General features: G+C 62.8%; 15 protein-coding genes. 8 read left to right on the top strand and 7 right to left on the bottom strand.

The window, feature by feature from the left end:
* The first annotated feature begins 47 nt into the window (after positions 1–47).
* The 6 genes from AC0L18_RS08680 (at position 48) to AC0L18_RS08655 (ending at position 6,212) form a co-directional block, all read left to right on the top strand.
* Positions 48–332 (top strand): DUF2218 domain-containing protein, encoded by a 285-nt coding sequence (locus AC0L18_RS08680; RefSeq protein WP_091589882.1) that lies wholly within the window; start codon positions 48–50, stop codon positions 330–332.
* A 28-nt stretch (positions 333–360) separates the two neighbouring features.
* Positions 361–1,263, top strand: a complete 903-nt coding sequence (locus tag AC0L18_RS08675) for a siderophore ABC transporter substrate-binding protein (RefSeq protein WP_473491632.1) — start codon at positions 361–363, stop codon at positions 1,261–1,263.
* Entirely contained in the window at positions 1,260–2,240 is a 981-nt protein-coding gene (locus AC0L18_RS08670; protein WP_473491631.1) for an ABC transporter permease, read from the top strand. The genes AC0L18_RS08675 and AC0L18_RS08670 overlap by 4 nt, the downstream gene beginning before the upstream one ends.
* Positions 2,233–3,207: an iron chelate uptake ABC transporter family permease subunit gene (locus tag AC0L18_RS08665; RefSeq protein WP_473491630.1), complete on the top strand. Its 975-nt coding sequence runs from the start codon at positions 2,233–2,235 to the stop codon at positions 3,205–3,207. Before AC0L18_RS08670 ends, AC0L18_RS08665 begins: the two co-directional genes overlap by 8 nt.
* Complete coding sequence (locus AC0L18_RS08660; protein ID WP_473491628.1) at positions 3,204–3,962, top strand: iron ABC transporter ATP-binding protein; 759 nt, start codon at positions 3,204–3,206, stop codon at positions 3,960–3,962. Before AC0L18_RS08665 ends, AC0L18_RS08660 begins: the two co-directional genes overlap by 4 nt.
* Positions 3,963–4,130: 168 nt before the next feature.
* Complete coding sequence (locus AC0L18_RS08655) at positions 4,131–6,212, top strand: TonB-dependent receptor domain-containing protein (RefSeq protein WP_473491627.1); 2,082 nt, start codon at positions 4,131–4,133, stop codon at positions 6,210–6,212.
* A gap of 99 nt (positions 6,213–6,311) precedes the next feature.
* On the opposite strand, the gene AC0L18_RS08650 is transcribed toward AC0L18_RS08655, so the two are convergent.
* From AC0L18_RS08650 to AC0L18_RS08620, 7 genes are all read right to left on the bottom strand, one after another.
* The gene (locus AC0L18_RS08650; protein ID WP_473491626.1) at positions 6,312–6,725 is read right to left on the bottom strand and encodes a hypothetical protein; all 414 of its coding nucleotides are present in this window, start codon (positions 6,723–6,725) and stop codon (positions 6,312–6,314) included.
* A complete protein-coding gene (locus AC0L18_RS08645; RefSeq protein WP_473491624.1) occupies positions 6,722–6,991 on the bottom strand; it encodes a type II toxin-antitoxin system prevent-host-death family antitoxin in 270 nt (89 codons plus the stop codon). The genes AC0L18_RS08650 and AC0L18_RS08645 overlap by 4 nt, the downstream gene beginning before the upstream one ends.
* 159 nt (positions 6,992–7,150) lie before the next feature.
* Positions 7,151–7,996, bottom strand: a complete 846-nt coding sequence (locus AC0L18_RS08640) for a sugar phosphate isomerase/epimerase family protein (RefSeq protein ID WP_473491623.1) — start codon at positions 7,994–7,996, stop codon at positions 7,151–7,153.
* Positions 7,993–9,336: a DUF6005 family protein gene (locus AC0L18_RS08635; protein ID WP_473491621.1), complete on the bottom strand. Its 1,344-nt coding sequence runs from the start codon at positions 9,334–9,336 to the stop codon at positions 7,993–7,995. Before AC0L18_RS08635 ends, AC0L18_RS08640 begins: the two co-directional genes overlap by 4 nt.
* Positions 9,337–9,378: 42 nt before the next feature.
* Positions 9,379–10,608: an AMP-binding protein gene (locus AC0L18_RS08630; protein ID WP_473491620.1), complete on the bottom strand. Its 1,230-nt coding sequence runs from the start codon at positions 10,606–10,608 to the stop codon at positions 9,379–9,381.
* 12 nt (positions 10,609–10,620) lie between these two features.
* Positions 10,621–12,330, bottom strand: coding sequence for an IucA/IucC family protein (locus AC0L18_RS08625; RefSeq protein ID WP_473491619.1), 1,710 nt, complete (start codon positions 12,328–12,330; stop codon positions 10,621–10,623).
* Positions 12,314–13,606, bottom strand: coding sequence for an IucA/IucC family protein (locus AC0L18_RS08620; RefSeq protein WP_473491834.1), 1,293 nt, complete (start codon positions 13,604–13,606; stop codon positions 12,314–12,316). The genes AC0L18_RS08625 and AC0L18_RS08620 overlap by 17 nt, the downstream gene beginning before the upstream one ends.
* Before the next feature lie 24 nt (positions 13,607–13,630).
* On the opposite strand from AC0L18_RS08620, the gene AC0L18_RS08615 reads away from it, so the two are divergent.
* Together AC0L18_RS08615 and AC0L18_RS08610 are read left to right on the top strand one after the other, a co-directional pair.
* A complete protein-coding gene (locus AC0L18_RS08615) occupies positions 13,631–14,149 on the top strand; it encodes a hypothetical protein (RefSeq protein ID WP_473491859.1) in 519 nt (172 codons plus the stop codon).
* A 426-nt stretch (positions 14,150–14,575) separates the two neighbouring features.
* On the top strand, positions 14,576–15,607 hold the full coding sequence (locus AC0L18_RS08610) for a substrate-binding domain-containing protein (RefSeq protein WP_473491617.1): 1,032 nt from the start codon (positions 14,576–14,578) through the stop codon (positions 15,605–15,607).
* Positions 15,608–15,753 lie beyond the last annotated feature (146 nt).

Genomic DNA, 15,753 nt, shown 5'->3' with positions numbered 1-15,753 from the left:
GATAGCTTACGATAAGTGGAGTGTAAACATCATATTATGAGGTCTCCATGCTGACTGCGATCACGCGCTGCGAAACGCCGAATGCGGGCAAATATCTCCAGCAGCTTTGCAAGCATTTCGCGCACAAGGTCGAGGTCGCCTATGGCGATGGGCATGGGCAGTGCCGGTTCTCCTGCGGCACGGCTACCATGAATGCCGGTCTCGAACGGCTGGACATAGTGGTGGAAGCGGCCGACACCAAGGCGTTGACCGAGACCAAGCAGGTCATCGAGTCGCATCTCGTCCGGTTCGCCTTCCGCGAAAATCTCCAGCCGCTGGCCTGGCGCGATTGAAGCGTCGTTTGCGACACGGAGCATGCTCATGAGATGGCTCAAGTCGGTCCTGGCCTTGCCGGCATTGGTGCTTTTCCTCGTTCAGGCGTTCGCAACCGAGATCGAAACCGCGAAGGGCCCGGTAACGGTCGGAAAGACGCCGCAAACGCTCGCGGTGTTCGACATTGCGGCGGTCGATACATTGAACAGCCTGGGCGTGAGGATCGCCGGCTTGCCCGATAAGCTTTACGTGCCCGAACTCGCCGAGTTGAAGGACGGCGCGGAAATCGTCGGTACCATCTTCGAGCCCGATCTGGAGGCGCTGAGCGCGCTGGCGCCGGACCTCATCATTGTCGGCGGGCGCTCCTCGCCGCAACTGGCGGCGACCGGCCGGATTGCGCAGAGCATCGATATGACGATGAATGGCGATGATCTGTTCGCGCAGGCGAAGCAGCGCCTGACGGCCTACGGCGCTCTCGTCGGCAAGCCGGCCGAGGCGGCGGCGCTTGCTTCGGAACTCGATGACGCGCTTTCGTCGACGCGTGCCGCCGTCAAGGGCAAGGGCACGGCGCTGATCCTGATGACCAGCGGCCCGAAGGTGACCGCCTACGGCAAGGAGTCCCGCTTCGGTTGGCTGCATTCGGCGCTCCAACTCACGCCGGCGGTTGAGGATGTCGAGGCCGCCACCCACGGCGAAGCGATCTCCTTCGAGTTCCTCCGCGACGCCAATCCGGACTGGCTCATCGTGCTCGATCGCGCCGCGGCGATCGGCTCGGGGGAGCAGAACGCCAAAGCGACGCTCGACAATGAACTGGTGGCCGAAACCACGGCCTGGAAGAAAGGGCAGGTGGTCTACATCCCGGCTGCCGATTTCTACATCGCTGCAGGCGGCGTCCAGTCGACGAAGCGCGTGCTTGAGACAATTCGAGACGCTTTCTCGCGGACCCAATGACCGCCGGATCGCTTGGCTCTCAAGGCTTCGCCTATCAGGCAATCGGCGCCGCAACCCTGCTGGCGCTGTTTGTGGCCAGTCTGTTCGTCGGCGTCAGCGAACTCGCCATAGGCAGTCTGGCCTCCGACCCGGAAGCCTTGCGGCTGATCATGATCAGCCGCTTGCCGAGGACGTTGGCGGCACTTCTGGCCGGCAGCGCCCTGGCCATCGCAGGGCTTGTGATGCAGACGCTTGCCCGCAACCGTTTCGTCGAGCCTTCGACGGCTGGAACCGCGCAATCGGCGGCACTCGGCATACTGGTGGTGACGCTGGTTTGGCCCGATGCATCGCTTGGATGGAAGGCAGCCGGCGCGGCGGTGACCGCTCTCGCCGGGACATCCGTTTTCCTCATGCTCGCGCATAGGTTGCCGCCGACACAACCTTTTCTCGTTCCGCTGTTCGGATTGGTCTATGGCGGCGTCATTGGCGCCGCCGCGATCTTTGCCGCTTGGCACCTGGACCTCCTGCAGTATCTCGAAGTGTGGATGACGGGCGAGTTTTCCGGCATTCTGCGCGGGCGCTATGAACTGTTGTGGGTTGCGGGCGCACTGGTCGTATTGGCCTGGTGGACGGCCGACCGCCTGACGATGCTTTCGCTGGGCAGGGACGTCAGCGTAGGGCTCGGCCTGAATTATGCCGCTATGCTTCGGCTCGGCCTTGTCATCGTCTCGGCCATCACCGCGCTGACCGTGGTCGTCGTCGGTACGATCCCGTTCGTCGGCCTTGTCGCGCCCAACATCGTATCGCGCTTCGCCGGCGAAAACCTGCGCCACACCTTGCCGTGGGTCGCCGGCGGTGGCGCGGCGCTGGTGCTTGCCTGCGATATCATGGGCAGGCTCATCCGTTTCCCTTACGAGGTTCCGGTCGGCACGATCCTCGGCGTCGTCGGGGCGGTGCTTTTCCTGGTCCTGCTGCTTGGCCGAAGCAGCAATGACTGAAGTTTTGATGCAACGCGGCCTGGTGCGGCACGAGGGCCGCCTCGTGATAATGGCGGCGATCGCAGTGCTGGTCGGCGTAGCCTTCATGACGATCGGCCTGCGCGGCGATCTCGCCTTCGTGGTCGAACTGCGCGCAGCGCGGCTGGCTGCGATGGTTCTGGTCGGCGTGGCGGTGGCGGTTTCGACGGTCGTGTTCCAGACCGTTTGCGCCAACCGCATCATCACGCCATCGATCATGGGCCTGGATGCGCTTTACGTCTTCTGCCAGACGGCGCTGGTATTTGCGCTGAGTGGTTTCGGCGTTGCCGGCATCGATCCGCGCCTGCACTTCCTCGGCAATTTCACGGCAATGACCAGCCTCGCACTGGCGCTGTTCCTGCCGATGCTTCGCCAGCGTTTCGACCTGACGCTGATGCTGCTGACCGGCGTCGTGCTGGGCGTGCTGTTCCGATCGCTGACGACGTTGCTGGCGCGGCTGCTGGATCCGAACGATTTCGCCGTACTGCAGGGTACGGTCTTCGCCAGCTTCAATGCGGTGGAACCCGATCTCCTGCTGTTGGCCGGCGCGATCACCGTGGCGGGTGTCGCCATCGCCTGGCGGGCGCGACATGTTCTCGATGTGCTCGCGCTGGGCACCGACACAGCCATTGGGCTCGGCGTGGCGTGGCGCGGCACGGCTGCCGGGCTGCTGGTTGTTGTCGCCGCGTTGGTGTCGGCGTCGACGGCGCTGGTTGGACCGATGGCGTTTCTGGGGCTGCTGGTGGTTTCGCTCGCTGAGCGCATCGTCGGCACCAACCGGCACGCCATCCTTCTGCCGGCAGCCGCGCTCACGGCGATAATCGTGCTCGTCGGCGGCCAGACAATCCTCCAGCATGCTCTGGGCGGGGAAGGCAGCCTCGGCATCGTCGTGGAATTCGTCGGCGGCATCGTGTTCCTCGTCATTCTGTTTGCCGGGGGCCGGCGATGATCGAGATTGCAGGCGTCTCCCTGGCTCTTGGCGGCAGCCGCATTCTGGATAATGTCAGCCTGACCTTGCCGAAGGGCGGCGTCACGGCGCTTGTCGGACCGAATGGCGCCGGCAAGTCCAGCCTGTTGTCGTTGATCGCCCGCCTGCGACCCCTGCAAGGCGGCCGCATCACCGTCGACGGGCTGCCGGTCGATACGACGCCGAGCCGGCAGTTGGCCACGATCATGGCCATCCTGCGACAGGATCCCGGCGTCGCAAGCCGCCTGCGTGTCGCCGAACTGGTAGGGTTCGGTCGTTTCCCGCACAACCGCGGGCGGCTGACCGCGAAAGACCGCGAAATCATCGCGGCATCGCTCGAACAGTTCGATCTCAGCGACCTGGCGCTGCGCTTCATCGACACCTTGTCAGGCGGGCAACGGCAGCGCGCCCTCGTCGCCATGACCTTCTGCCAGGGGACGGATTACATCCTTCTCGACGAGCCGCTGAATAACCTCGACATGTTTCATGCAAGAAACCTGATGCGGACGCTGAGACGCATCGCCGACGAGCACGGCAAGACGGTGCTCATCGTGCTCCACGACATCAATCATGCAGCCTCGTACGCCGACCGCATCGTCGCGATGAAGGACGGCGCCGTTATCGCATCGGGCGAAACCGGCGACATCATCCGGCCGGATATACTGGAGAGCATTTTTGGCTTCTCGATGCAGGTCGAAAACATCGCCGGTCGGCTGACCGTCCTGCACCACCCCTGAGTAAGCTCCGCGGCTGCAGCGCTCGAAGAGCGCAGCAGTTACAACGGCTTGTATAACTGGATTTTTATTATCAAGTTTATTGCCGCAGCGCAACCGATGGGCTAAGGCAGTCCCAACAGGCGCGGTTCGCGCCAGCCCGGGGCTACCGCATTCGAGGGGATTTAGCCGATGTCGCCAGAACTGTTGCGAGCGCTGACCGTCAGCACCGCGATGTCCATTTTCTTCTGTCCCGAAGCGCTGGCGCAGTCTGCTCCCGCTCCGGAAACGGAAGCCGGGACCACCGAAGAAAATGAAGAAGCCCAGGCTCCCGCCGGAGGCACGCAACTCGACACCATTCTCGTCGTCGACGTGGGCGCGGGCGCTGACGCGACGGCCGGCGCCAACCTGATCACCATCGACCAGCAGGAGATCGACCGCAAGAAACCGCAGGATTTGCGGGAGGTGTTCTCCGGTGAACCGCAGATCGCCGTTGGCGGCGCGATCCCCAGCACGCAGAAGATCTACGTCAACGGCGTCGATGAGAACAATCTGGCCGTGACCGTCGACGGGTCGCGACAGAACAACAAGGTGTTCCACCACAATGGCACCTATCTGCTCGACCCGGCACTTCTAAAGGCCGCGTCGGTGCAGGCTGGCGTCGCGCCGGCCGACGCCGGTCCTGGCGCGCTTGCGGGCTCGCTTGGATTCGAGACCAAGGATGCCGCCGATCTGCTCGAACCCGGCCGCAATTTTGGCGGTTTCGTCACCGGCATATGGGACACCAACAGCGAGACGTTCACCTCCGGGGTGAGCGGCTTCGGCCAGCAGGACGGCTTCGAGTATCTCGCCTACATCAACTACGGCCGTGGCGGCAACTTCACCGCCGGCAACGGCCAGGAGATGCCGGGGACCGGCACCGATCTGATCAGCGGGCTGGCCAAGATCGCCTACGAGAGCGTCGAGGGCCATCGTTTCGAGCTCAGCCACGAGCAGGTCCGCGACGACGAACGGCGCCCCTATCGCGCCAATGTCTATATCAATCGGCCGGGCCGGGAGCCCGAATTGCGGAACTACGATCTGCGCCGCCAGAACACGGTCTTTACCTATACGGATACATCGCCGGAAGGCTGGTGGGACCCCAAGATCGTGCTCGCCTATAGCAAGACACAGATCGCGGCGCCAGAATATTTCGGCGACGTTGTTTCGCCGACGGAAGGCGCAACCAGCAGCTTCAACGGCAAAGTGGAGAACCGATTCGCGCTCGACATCGGCAGCGTCACTGCCGGCTTCGACTTCTACAACGATAGGGCGGACCTGGATTATCTCAACCCGACGGAGCCGTTCTTTACAGACGAGCGCGCCACCAATATCGGCGCCTATGCCCAGGCGCGGCTGGAGCCATTCGACCGCGCCAGGATTTCGTTCGGCGGGCGCGCCGATCACCAATGGTTCACCGGCGTCGACGACTCAGACTGGAACAACGCCGGTATCAGCGGCAACATTTCCGGCGAGTATGACCTTATGCCGGAGTTCCTGACCGTAAAGGCCGGGACCTCGCATGTCTGGGGCGGCGTTCCGCTGGCGGAAAACTATCTGCAGAACCCGCTGTGGACGTATGGCGACGGCCCCGAGCCGGTGACGTCGAACAACTATACGGCCGGGCTGGAGGCACGCTACAACGGCTTCACCTTCGAGGCGAACGTGTTTCGCACCGACATCGATGACGCGCGCCTGCCGGTGTTCGGACGTGGCGCGCCGGTCCCGGAGCTGACCTCGATTCGAACGCTCGATCTCGTTTCCAAGGGCTGGGAAATCGGCGGCCGCTATGATTGGGACGCCGGCTTCGTCAGCCTGAAATACGCCGATATCAATGCCGACGTCGACGGCGTGCCGGCCGATACGGAGATCGGCCGCTATTTGACGACGCCTCTCGGCCAGATCGTGATGATCGGCGCCGGCTACACATTCGACGATTGGGGCGTCAAAGTCGGTGGCGATATCGAAATCGCCTTGAAGACCGACAGGACGCTGGTGCGGCATCCAACCGATCCGACAAGCGAGAAGAAGGAACTGCCGGGCTATGAGGTGGTGAATGCCTATGTCGAGTGGACGCCGCCTTCGAAGCCGAACTTCACGCTGCGCGCCGACGCCCTCAACATTTTTGACGAAGCCTACACCGATCGCGCGGCCTACGGGCAGGATTTCGTCGGGGTGGCGCCGCACTACGATCCTGGCCGCTCGTTCCGGCTGAGCGCCACCGCGCGCTTCTGAAGGCTGGTCCATCAAGATCGCGGCCTCGAAAGCCGACCGGCGCGCCGGCAACGGAGCGGACGTACTCAACGGCTGTGAGGCCGATAGCGCCGAACATGGCTACCGTGTTCGGTTTACTGCCTTGAGGGATTTCCGGCGGGCCACGAACTCGCGAGCCAAGGGCAGGAAGAATGCCTTGCTGAATCGCCCGATCGGCGGATCGGGTTCAAGATAGAACGATTGGCCGACGATGTCGGTGTTGTACTCGTCGAAAATGATCCACAGTCGCAGCGCGGCATCAAGGCCGCCCCGTCGCTTCTCGATATCAGGCACCTCCACAGCAAAGCGGCCCGGTTCGGGTTGTTTGGCGGTGATCGGGAAAAACAGGATCAGATCGCCACCGGCGCGGACGAGGCGGACACCAACGACAACCGGACGACTTTTGCGGCCCTCTGTTTCACCGCTCACGGCTTCCCGAGCCCAAAGATAGGGATAGCGGATAACGCTGGCTGTCTGAATGTCTTCGAAGCTCAACGCTGAACTGTCTCATCTGAATCTGCGTAGGCTTCGATGGCGTCCTCGAATTCCCCCAGCAGGCTATCGGGCATGGTATCGATTGTGCCGACAGCGCGCTTGTCCGCGCTGTCGCGCAGGCGTCGATAGTCTTCGATGTTGAGAAGCACCAGGCGCGGCTTGTTGCGCTGCGTTATGGTGACGGGATGGCGCATGGCCTCAGCGATGATATCGCCGGATTTGCGTGACAGGTCGCTGGTCGAGTACGTGCCACTGGATTTCGGCATCACCCGTCTCCTGCATTTGCTGACATTGCTGTATAATACAGCACTGCGGTAGAATCTCAAGGAGCTGAATGTCCCCCCGCCTTGCAGCAATACCGGGTTTGAGCGATGGAGCTTCGGGCGATACCGCCTTGCGCCTGTCATCTCATTGTTCGCGGTCGCTTACGCTACGCCGGCGCGAACCGGTGCTTCGCGGTCCGCCCGCAGCAGACGCATGTTGCGGGCGTCGTTGGCGAGTATGTTGAAGCAGTCGCCGCCGAACCATTCCAGCGAGGCATCCACCTGCTCGCGCTCGAACAACTCGTCGAGGAATTGCAAATAATCCACCGCGCCGTCGAAAAGCGCGGTCATGCCCGTCCGCTTTCCGGACGCGGCATAGACGTTTGCCGGCTCGAACACGGCGAGGTCGGCACGCGAGCGGACATTCTTCAGATGATAGTGCCGGATATGCGGCAACAGGGCGCGATGCGCGGCGACCGGATCGGCGCCGCCTTCCCAGACGTGCAAGGTGTCGAAATTGATGCCCAGCGCCGGATGGTCGACCTCCTCGAGCAGGCGCTGCGTCGACGACAGCGTATCGGCAAGCGTTCCCGGATGTGTCTCCACCAGGATCTCGCAGCCCTGGTCCTGCGCCATCATGCAGGCGTCCTTGAGCCGCGCCGACAGTCGCCAGCGCGCTTCGGGCGAGGTGTCCCGGCTTGCCGACTTGCCGGCGAACGTGCGCACCTTGCGGGCGCCCCAGCGGCCGGCCAGACGGCAGAGGTTCGACGTGGCGTGGCGCAGCGACGCCAGATCGTCATCGAGAGGCAGATAGTCGCTGAGCATCGGCACCGAAAGCCCGACCGCCGCCATCCAGTCGGCGTTGCGGTCGGTCATATGCTGCATGTTGCGCGCGTGTGCGCCCCAGAGCTCGATACCCTGGAAATCGTTCGCCGCCGCCCATCGCGCGATGTCCTCCAGCGACAGCAGGTGATGGCGGAAGGTGATCGTGCAGAGCGACAGCCTCATGCGACGGCATCCTCGACATCGTGGCGCGGCGCGTGCAGGAGGCCGCGCGTGTCGCACCATACCCGATAGGTCTGGGCAAGACGGCGCTTCAGCGAGCGCTCCATCGCGTCCAGCATATCGAGTTTCTCGAACACCGGCGACGCCAGGGCTTCGTCGCCTGTCTGGCTGAGTTTCATGACGGCGTAGTGAAGCGCCTTGAATTCCTGGATCAGAGATTCGATGTCGTCGCAGATCGTGTCGAACCCGGCGTTGGAAAGCTGCAGCGATCGCCAGAAAAAGGCGAAGCCGTGCTCCAGCGCGTATTTGCGGATCGAGAGGACCGGCAGCTCGCGGAGCGCCATCGACAACTCGGGCAGTTTCACGCCGTCGCGGCCTTCCAGATGCGCCCGAACGACTTCGCGCGCTGCGCGCGTCAGCAGATTGTCGTCTTCATGGAAACAGGCAAGGAAATAGTCGCGCAGATCGACGGCGGACGGTTTCCTGATGTCGGCAGCGTCGAAGATGAAGCCGCCGGCAACGGTCGGCTGCATGATCGCATTGATGACTTTCTGCTTCTCGATCCTGCCTTCCCAGCGGAAATCGGGGTCCAGAACCATCCACACCGTCGGATCCTCGGTGTGTTCCAACATCAGATAGTGCGGGAACGGATTCTGGTTGAACTTGTTCTCGCGCTCCGGCAGGTGGAAGAGATCGAGCATGACCATCAGGTACTCGCTCTGCTTCTTGCGCTCCAGGAGCTCCAGCATCGTCGCCAGGTTCTCTCCCTTGGCTGCGTCCGGCCGATACCATTGGCGGACCTTGGCGCCGTACAGGCGCTCGAACCAATCGCGGAAGAAGTCGTGGTTGATTTCAGGCGCGTGATACGCCAGCCGCCAGCTTTTATCGACGGCGAAACCCGCATCCCAGACGCCGAAGAAGAAAGGTCGATGATCAAGCTGCCTTTGCTTCACCGCGTGGCAGACATTGCTGACGAAGCAATGAACCTTGATGTCGACGAAGTCCTCGCCATGCACGCCGATCCGCTCAGCCGCTTCTTGTTCCGCGCGAGCGATAACAAGTTCCTTAGCCGGCTTAATCAGTGTTCCATTCGGCACCGAGGCGTTGACGAACAGCCGCGCCAGATCGTCCACCGTGTCCAGATCCTGACGGCTGACCACCTCCTCGGGAAGCGCGACACCGTGGTCGAGTTCAAGCGCCAGCATGAGTTCGAGAATGAGCACGGAATCGAGATACAGATCCTCGTTCAGCCTGGCTTGCGGCGCGAAGCCATCCATGTGCTGGTTGTCGAGCCTGTCGCGCAGGACCGTCCCGATCGCGTCGACTATCTGATCGTAGGTCATCAGGCTGCCTCCGTCCGTGCCGGCGCGAATTCGCCCGTGCCGTTAGCGCGCAGCCACGTCGCGCCTGCTGATCTTGCCGTTCGCTTGACGCGGGATCCGCTCCACCTGAACGATCTCGGTCGGCATCTGGTGTGCTGCAAGCCGCTCGGCGCACCATTGCCGAAGCTGCGCCCGGTCGACCGCATGTTCGGCGCTGAACAGAAGCGCGACGCGCTCGCCCGCGAATGCATCCTGCTTGCGGAACACGACCGCGTCGCCAATGCCGGCGAACGTCATGACCACGTCCTCGACTTCCTTCGGATAGACGTTGAGGCCCGAGACGTTGATCAGGTCGTCGAGACGCGACAGGAAGACCAGCATGCCGTCGTCGCGGCGGTAGCCCAGGTCGCGCGTCTCGACGACCACGCCTTTGCGCTCGACGGCAATTTCCTTCGGCTCACTGGCCGTGCCGGCGTCGCGCAACGCGAAGCGCGGCAGCACAGAGCCGATTTCATTAGCCGACTGCACATCAGGGTTGATCGCGATGCAGCCGGCTTCCGAGCACCCGTACTGCTGGAACATGTGCCTGGACTTGGCCCTGATCCGCCCGAACCAGGGGTCGGGCAAGAGGGTACCGGATGTCATCGTTGCGTGGATCTGCTCGCCGGCCGGCAAGAGCCTCGCGAGCGTGTGAAGGATGGCCGGCGACGAGATCAGATAGGGGCGCTCCGTTTCGCGCAGCTTGCGCAGCAGGAATTTGGGGTTCCCGGTGTCCAGTATGGCGGGCGACTGGCCGCGCTTCAGCGCCACCATTACGCCGCAGATCAAGCCATAGGAATGGGTGGTTGGACCGGCGATCAACGGCGTCATGTCCTGTGGTTCGACAAACGCCGAGGTGTAGCTTTCGATCTCGTCGTCTATGTCGCTCCAGGCGCGCGCGATGCATTTCGGCTCGCCGGTCGTGCCAGAACTCATCTGCAGCAGCTGTCCAGCTTCGCTGGCGCGCTCCTCGCAGATCGGCTCGCCATCCAGCCGGTTGTAGAAAAGCCAGTTGCACTTCGCCGTCTCCGCCTGCCGGCGCGCCGCGGCATATGGCGTCGAGGGATGCAGCGGCAGCACGCTGGCGCCGGCTGCGCGCGCGGCAAAGAAGAACGCCAGCCAATCCTGCGCCTCGGAGAAACAGACCGCAAAACGGTCGCCTGCGCGCTTGTCGAGTTGCACCGCGGCCGCAATGCGATCCGCCGCGTCGCGGAAATAGGTTCGATCAAAGACCGTGTCGTTGATGGTGATCATTTTTCTGTCTCCTTACGCGACTGCAAGGCTGTTTGGGATTTCGTGAGCGCATTCGGTGCGCGGTGGCGCGAGCTTGCGTCGCAGCAGCGATTCCGTGCGGATGCGTGGCTGGAACAGGCCAAGCGCGGCCTGCCGGTGTGTCAGTCCGAACTGCCGGCAATGGTCCTGCAACCGCCTGCCGACGCCTGACCAGAAGCTGTCTTCGTCGAGACCGTAACAATGCCGCAGCAGATGCGAGATCTCGGCGAGGTTGTAGACGAACAGCGCGTCCAGGCAGAGCTCGCCGAGCAAATCGGCGCTCTCCATCCAGTAGTACTGGTTGGGCGCGGCGTCACGATAGGCGGGGTTCAAGGCGAGGAAGTCGGGAACAGTGGAGGGATCGCGCAGGAAGCCCGGCACATATTCGACGCTGTCGTGGAAGTCGCGCATCGCCAGTCTGACGGGCCAGCCATCGCGATGGATCAGGATCAGGTTCTGGCCATGCGCTTCCGTCGCGATGCCATGGCCGACGAGCAGGTGAAACACCGGCATCACCACCGTAGCCACAAGCCTGTCGAGCCAGGCGTCCAGTCCGTACTGCTCGACCCAGTCCGCGACGAACGGCTGGCCGTCGCTCTCCAAAACCATCAGCGCGTTGAGCGGCACCGCGGTTTCGCCGGGCTGGAGGCTGCTCGTAATGTCCTCCCGCCAGATCGCGGCGATCTGTCCTGCCAGCGGTCCTTCCCGATCTGCGATCGTGCCGGCATATTCGGCGAGGATCGTGAGCGGATAGCGCGCCTCGAACAGCGTATCGCTGGCGACAATGTCCTTGAGCCAGCGGCTGATCGACGGCGCGCTGCACACCGAATGCGGCTCGATGATGCGCCTGGCCGACGAGTTGACGAGATTCATCGGCAGTTTGAGATTGGCGCGTCGCGGGTGATCGCGATTGAACAGCGTCCGCACGGATTGGCTGGCGCAATAGCGATCGCCGGCATGGCCGAGGAAACCGGCGGAGCCCTCCGCCAGCCAGCGCGACAGCTCCGAGTTCTGTAACGCTTTCCATTGCCAGGGATGCAGCGGCATCAGGCCGAACCGCCTTGCATTGTCGCCGAGCCGGGCACGGCGCTCGTCCAGCAGCGCGTAGGTTTCGGTGCCGAGTTCGTGCATCCAGAAAGCCTGCTCGTCCGTGGGAAACGCCGAGTGCAGACGTTCGGGCGCGACCGCCAGCCAGGGCAGTTGGAAGGCGTTGCCTGCTTCCGGGCCGTACGCCGCGTGGTCGGCGTAGTCGAAGCCGGTGCGCGCCTTGAAACACGGATGATAGGGATGACCCTCATCGATCGCGCTATCGAGTTGCGCAAATGGCAGATCGCGGCGCGGTCTGGGCCGGAGATTGAGCTGGTTCCAGGCGCTGAAATCGAGCGTCCGATCCAGTTCGGACGTGAGTTGCGCGCGCCGTTCGGGGCAGGTGTCTATGCTCGCAAGCAGATCGCCGAGCGTCGCCGGGCGCCATTGGTCGGCGCAGCCCCGCTCGATCGTCTCGGCGACAACCCTGACCCGGCCGAAGGCGCCGATCGATCCCTCGCAGCGTATCGAGGTGCCGCCGCAGCGCCATTCAAAGCGGGCTTTCCCGCCGTCTCGCGACACCGCGCAATCGACCAGGCCCTCATAGACCAGGGCTTCCGCGAGCTGGCGCATCACACGCAGCTCGGGGATGCCGTGGAGATCAAGAGGCAATGGCATGTGCCTGCTCCGCGGCAACAAATAGCCCGACACGGCTGAGTGGATTGGGAAAATGCGTGTAGACGGCGCTGCCGCCCTCGGCCAGCTCATCGACATCCCCGAGTCGGATTGCCAGGTTGGCCTTCGCGGTGATGTGCGGCTTGTCCAGCAGGCTGGTCGCGAATTCCCCGCCGGCGCCAGTGAGCTCTTGCGCCAGCTTCTTGAGCCGCGCGCGCAGTATGGCGAGCAGTTCGGCCTCGCTTGCCAGGCCGTCATGCCCGGCGCGCGCGACGACCGAGAAGATCTGGTTGACGATTAGATAGTAGGAGAGCCGCTCGCGAATCTCGCGGTCGTCGAAGAAAAGACTGCGGATCTGGACAACTTCGGGGACCAGGCCATACCACCGGGCCCTGAAATTGTTCGAGAGGTAGAATCCCTGGCTGTCGCGATAAAAATATCGGCTGGGCAGCCCCTGCTGCGACAGGTCAAGCAAGCTGTTTTGCTGATGCGCTTCCAGCGCGACGCCGAACCGGTCATAGAGTTTGACCAGCGGATCGAGCGCACAGTCGAGATAGCATTCGAACCAGCGACGGCACGCCTTCCGCACCGAGATATCCTGATCCTGCGCGACGCGCCGGACGATGGTTTCGAACAATGAGCTGTGTCCGGGACGTGGTTCGGCCGTCAGTGCCGAAACGGTGATCACGGGATCGTCGGCGCGGCCCCGGAACGGGTTTTCGCGGAAGATGACTTCGAAACCGCTCTCGGCCTGTCCGGAAAACTCCAGCGTCACATATGCGCTGTCATGGAGAAAGCCGAGGCGCGGCTCGAACATGTCGATCCCGGCGCGTTCGAACAGGCGCGCCACCGCAACGCCTGCTTCCAGCTCGTGCCGCCTGTTGACGCGCCTGGAGTTGGTGATGCGGACGGGCAGCGAGAATTTCGGCATCCAGGCGGCGTCATCGCTGTAAACCGTGCGCACCGAAGAAGTCGCCGTGAACACCGGCCCTGCCGGACCGAGATACCGGATCTGCCCGGAGTCCATGAGCGCGCGCACTGCCGGGTCGAGCATCAATGCTTGCGCCTGAAGCGGGTGCATGGGCAAGAGCATCTCGCCGTTACCTGCGGCTACGTTGCCGGCGTCATTCCCCAGCAGTGAACTGACGATCGCGGTCACCGCGGTGCCGGCGGAATCCTCGCGGACAAGGTGGGCAGCGGCGGCGAAATAGGCCAGCTGGAAACCGCCGCGCAATTCGGGGGCATAGACCTCCTGCTGCCAGTTCGACATGCCTTGCAGGCTCTTGGGCGTCGGATGCAGCGGATGTCCGAAATACAGGGATTGCTCCGCGGCTATGAAGCCGACCGATGGCGGCGCCCGATCGGCGGCGTCGAGGTAACGCTTCGTCGCCTGACAGCTCTGAAGAATCCGTTCGAGGAGCTCCACATAGGCTTGTCGGTGCGTGGCCGATCCGGCTTCTCTGGCTCCCAGCACAAGCAGATGCACGGCCAGGATCGGTTCTATCTCGTGCCAGTTCGGACCTGCATCCTGACGAATCCAGATCTGTCCAAACAGGTGCATTCCGCAAAGCGATCGGGATTTCATTTCGATGCGCAGCACGGCATGCCGCGACGGCAGGGAAATCTCCACGCAATCGAAGTTCCGTTCTCCGATGCGGTGGAACACCGGAATCCCGGAATTCAGCTCACGCAAATAGCTGTTTGCGAAGGCTCGAAAAATTGCCTGTTCTGCTGCAATCTGATTCTTGTCGATCATTCGTTGCGGACGCCATGTCGCACAGACGCCGGGCAGGCGCTCTGTGCTGAGTTTCAAAGGTTTTGATGGCGCCGCGCGTGAAGGGCCAGCCTTGCTGCGGCCGCGGCTAAAACTAAACTACGATTGTCATGTTATCCTAGTCAGCTGCGCGGATCAACCTCCGAAGGCGGTCATCTGGGCAATGCCCGCAATGGATGCTCTACGCCCGTTCGAGCAGGCACTGCCGCAAGGAACTGGTCGCATATATCCTTTGCGCCGTAGCGAAGGGCGGCTTTGGAGAAGCGCCGCGAAGATCGGCAATGGGCGCGAAGCTGCCGGTGGCGATGGGTTGTGAAATATATTTCTGTATGTGAATTTTATTGACACTCGGGCCAACTGCTGCGAATGATCAACCGCTGGGCCTCGGGAGGAGGTTCGGCCTCATCAACCACAAGCGGCGGCACGCAAGTGTCCGACCGCCCAATTGACCAGGCTTCGGCCGAGGGAGGACTCTTGCGCAAATTTTTGAGCATGCTCGCCATTTCGGCAGCCGCCACCACAGTGTTGGGGGCAAGCCACGCCGCTGCCCAGGCCGCTAACCCGTTCAAGTGCGAGCCGGGTGAAAAATACGTCATGAACGTCATGGTTTCCGGCGTCGAATATTGGTTCCCGGTCTACGAGATGTTCAAGCAGGCTGGAAAACAGTTCGGCTGCGAGACCGAATATACCGGGACCCCCGAATACGATGTGAACAAGCAGATAGCGACGTTCGACCAGGCGCTGGCTCAGAAGCCGGCTGGCATCCTGGTCCATCCGATGAACTCCGATCCCTTCATCGAGCCAATCAATCGGGCCATTGAGCAGGGAACGGCAGTCGTCACATTCGCCGCAGACTCGCCCAACTCCAAACGAGTATCCTACATCACCTCCGACAACGTCGCCGAAGGCACCTATGCTGCCGATGCAGTCGCCAAGGCGATGGATGGCAAGGGCGAATACGCGATCCTCGAAAACCCCGGACAGGACAATCACGACAAGCGCATTGCCGCGTTCATCGCCCGCATGGAAGCCAAATGGCCGGATATGAAGCTCGTCGGCCGCGCTGCGTCGAACCAGGATGCGACGAAGGCCTATCAGGCCGTGCTCAGCCTTGCTCAGGCGCATCCCGATCTGGGCGCGGTGTTCATGCCGGAAGCCAACTCGGCAATCGGCGCAGCTCAGGCCGCCAAGGAAGGCGGCGGCAAGATCCGGGTCATGCTGGCCGACGTCAACGCCAAGATCCTCGACATGATCAAGGCCGGCGAAATCTTTGGCTCTGTCAACCCGAACCAGGGCATGCAGGGCTATATGGGGTTCATGCTGCTGTGGCTGGCCAAGCATCCTGAACTGATCGATCCGATGAACGACGCCCGGCGGTCGGGCTTCAACGGCATGAGCGTGCCCTTCGTCGACAACGGCTTTTCCATCGTCACCGCGGAAAATGCCGACGATTTCTATTGGGACGCCTACCTCAAGCGGCGCGGCACCAAGGGCATCGAGGAATAAGGCCCGCCGCTCTCGGAGCTCCTTCGGAATGCTCGACCGGACGGGGGGGGGGGGGGCCCCCCCCCCCCCCCGCCCAGCTCAACCGGCGATCCAAGCCTGGTTTGCCGCTGATGTTTCACGCGCTGTTGCCGGCGCAATCGAATGGG

This window comes from Mesorhizobium sp. WSM4819 (assembly GCF_055811215.1).
This window is presented reverse-complemented; position numbering and strand designations above follow the sequence as displayed.